General features: G+C 74.8%; 4 protein-coding genes. All 4 read right to left on the bottom strand.

The window, feature by feature from the left end; all coding sequences use genetic code 11:
• Window positions 1–253: 253 nt before the first annotated feature.
• The 4 genes from ACSNOC_RS27390 to ACSNOC_RS27375 all read right to left on the bottom strand — a co-directional run bounded on the left by ACSNOC_RS27390 (window position 254) and on the right by ACSNOC_RS27375 (window position 2,825).
• Complete coding sequence (locus tag ACSNOC_RS27390) at window positions 254–496, bottom strand: chaplin (RefSeq protein ID WP_436750269.1); 243 nt, start codon at window positions 494–496, stop codon at window positions 254–256.
• Window positions 497–636: 140 nt separating this feature from the next.
• Window positions 637–876 (bottom strand): chaplin, encoded by a 240-nt coding sequence (locus tag ACSNOC_RS27385; RefSeq protein ID WP_436750268.1) that lies wholly within the window; start codon window positions 874–876, stop codon window positions 637–639.
• Between the two features lie 169 nt (window positions 877–1,045).
• Window positions 1,046–1,684: a response regulator gene (locus ACSNOC_RS27380; protein WP_436750267.1), complete on the bottom strand. Its 639-nt coding sequence runs from the start codon at window positions 1,682–1,684 to the stop codon at window positions 1,046–1,048.
• Window positions 1,677–2,825, bottom strand: a complete 1,149-nt coding sequence (locus tag ACSNOC_RS27375) for a GAF domain-containing sensor histidine kinase (RefSeq protein ID WP_436750266.1) — start codon at window positions 2,823–2,825, stop codon at window positions 1,677–1,679. The genes ACSNOC_RS27380 and ACSNOC_RS27375 overlap by 8 nt, the downstream gene beginning before the upstream one ends.
• Window positions 2,826–2,903: the final 78 nt, after the last annotated feature.

Raw genomic sequence — 2,903 nt, 5'->3', positions numbered from 1 at the left:
GGTGGGGATCGCGGAGGAGGCGGGGGGCGAGGCGATGGAGCACAGCGCGGCGGTGAGCGCCGGGGAGCTGGCGGAGCGGGACCGGCTGCTGCGGACGGTGGAGCGGGCGGCGCGGCGGGCGCGGGTCGCGGCGTACAACGCGTACGCGGAGGAGCTGGAGCGGCAGGGCGGCTGAGGGCGCCGCCGGGCGGCGGGCGCCGGGCGTGCCGAGGCCCCCGGGAACGGGGGTGTCCCGGGGGCCTGGTGGGTCGGCTCAGGCGTTGACGCCGGTGTTGCCGAACGTCGGGTTGAGGATGCCGACGAGGTTGACCGAGTTGCCCACGATGTTGATCGGGACGCCGATCGGGACCTGCACGTTGTTGCCGGAGAGGACGCCCGGCGACTTCACGGCCGCCGCCTGGGCGTCGGCGCCGGAGGCGGCTGCCGTGCCGGCGGTGGTGCCGGCGACGGCACCGGCGGCGGCCAGCACGAGGGCGGCCTTGGTGGCTGTGTTCATGGTGGGGATCCTCCTGGACGTTGCTGTGCCGCGGCCCCGGTGACGGAGCCGCGCGCTGCACAACGCACGGGCCGACCGCGCGGCACGGGCGGGCTGCCCGTTACGCACGATCGGCCCAGCACTCCCGCGGTCCGGGCGCGTCAGTGGTTGACGGCGCCGTTGCCGAACGCCGGGTTCAGCAGGCCGACCACGTTGACGGTGTTGCCGCTCACGTTGATGGGGACGTCCACCGGCACCTGGACGTTGTTGCCGGAGACGATGCCCGGGGAGTGCACGGCGGCACCGGCGGCACCGGCGTGGGCGGACGCGACACCGGCACCGGCGACGGCGATCCCGCCGGCCATGAGGGTGACGGCGGCGGCCTTCTTGAGGTTGTTCACTTTCTGACCTTCCTGGCGCGTTGGCCGCGACCGTCCGTCGCGGCTGTCCTGCACAACGGCCGTGACCCGCGCCGGATACGCCATGTGGGTGACATACACCCGACCGTATGAATGTTGGCCTGGGCTGTGACGCTGAGTTTGGACCGCGAGGTCGGGTGCGGTAGAGGGGTCAGTCGGAGACCCCGTGCCGGACGGCCCAGAGGGCGGCCTGCGTCCGGTCGGCCAGGTCCAGCTTCATGAGGATGTTCGACACGTGGGTCTTCACGGTCTTCTCCGACAGCACCAGGGCGCGGGCGATCTCGCGGTTGGAGCGCCCGCGGGCGATCAGTGCGAGTACCTCGCGCTCGCGCTCGGTCAGCGAGCCCGACCGGCCGCCGTTCCCGCCGGAGTCCTGCGCGAGCAGGGCCCCCGCCACCTCGGGCTGGAGCAGCACGTGCCCGGCGTGGACGGCGCGGATGGCGCCGGCCAGCGCGTCCGGGTCGATGTCCTTGTGCACATAACCGGCGGCTCCGGCGCGCAGCGCGGGCACGACGGTGCGCTGCTCGGTGAAGCTGGTGACGACGAGCACGCGGGCCGGGATGTCCAGCTCCTTGAGGCGGCACAGGGCGTCCATGCCGTCGCTGCCCGGCATCTTCAGGTCCATGAGGATCACGTCGGGGCGCAGCTCCCCGGCGAGCGCGACCCCCGAGGCGCCGTCGGCGGCCTCGCCGACGACCTCGATGTCGCCCTGCACCTCCAGGAAGGTCCGCAGGCCGCGCCGCACCACCTGGTGGTCGTCGACCAGCAGCACGCGGATGGCGTCAGCCACCGGGCACCTCCATCTCGATCACGGTGCCCTTGCCGGGCGCGGATTCCACGGTCAGGCCGCCGCCCACCCCGCTCGCGCGGTCGCGCATGGACACCAGGCCGAGGTGGCGGCCGGCGGTGCGGACCGCCGCCGGGTCGAAGCCGGAGCCGTCGTCGGCCACGCGCAGGACCGTGGCGACCCCCCGGCGGAACAGGGTGACCTCGACGTGTGCGGGGTCACCGTGGCGCAGGGCGTTGTGCAGGGCTTCCTGGGCGACGCGGAGCAGCGCGGCCTCCTGGCGCGGGGGCAGGGCGCGGGCGTCCTGGCAGTCGAAGGTGACGCGGGCCGGGTGGGCGCGGTCGAGGACCTGGATCTGGGCGCGGAGCGTGGCGATCAGGCCGTCCTCCTCCAGCGCCGCGGGCCGCAGCTCGATGACGGCGGCGCGCAGCTCGTCCGCGGCCTCGGCGGCGAGGAGGGCGACCTCGCGCAGCTCGCTCCGGGCGCGGTCGGGGTTCCGGTCGAGCAGGGCGGCGGCGGCCTGGGCGGTCAGGCGGAGGGAGAACAGCTTCTGGGCGACGGCGTCGTGCAGCTCGTGGGCGAGACGGGCGCGCTCCTCGGCGATGGTCAGCTCGCGGCTCCGCTCGTAGAGCCGGGCGTTGGTGAGGGCGATGGCGGCGTGCTCGGCGAGGAGACGCAGCAGCTCCTCGTCCTCGGCGGTGAACGCGCAGCCGTCGGGGCGGCGGCGGCCGGGCGGGCAGCGCTTGTTCGCGAGGAAGAGGGCGCCGAGGACGTCGTCGCCGTCCATGATGGGCATGCCCAGGAAGTCGGACATCTCGGGGTGGGCGGCGGGCCAGCCCTCGAAGCGCGGGTCCTGGCGGACGTCGGCGAGGCGGACCGGGGTGGCGCCGTGGAGCATCGCGGCGAGGATGCCGTGCTGGCGGGGCAGCGGGCCGATGGCCTTCCACTGCCGGTCGCTGACGCCGTCCACGAGGAACTGGGCGAAGCCGCCGTTGCCGTCCGGGATCCCGAGGGCCGCGTAGCGGGCGTCGAGCAGCTCACGGGCCGAGGCGACGATCGTCTGCAGCACGTCGCGCACCTGGAGGGTGCGGTTCATCGCGAGGAGGGCGGCGCTCACGGCGGCCAGCCCGGTCCTGGGGCCCATGAGGGGAACGGTAACGCGCCGGGGTGGCGCGCCGGATCGGGCGGGCGCAGGGGGTGGGTGAGGCGCGGGGCCTAGGTC

Origin of the sequence: Streptomyces sp. URMC 129 (assembly GCF_051386415.1) — a bacterium.
GTDB lineage: Bacteria > Actinomycetota > Actinomycetes > Streptomycetales > Streptomycetaceae > Streptomyces.
The sequence above is the reverse complement of the archived record's forward strand: the minus strand, read 5'-3'. Positions and strand labels throughout refer to the sequence as shown.

Coding starts and splice junctions, on each gene's coding strand:
- ACSNOC_RS27390 (WP_436750269.1), bottom strand. CDS start 496: ATGAACACAGCCACCAAGGCCGCCCTCGTGCTGGCCGCCGCCGGTGCC.
- ACSNOC_RS27375 (WP_436750266.1), bottom strand. CDS start 2,825: ATGGGCCCCAGGACCGGGCTGGCCGCCGTGAGCGCCGCCCTCCTCGCG.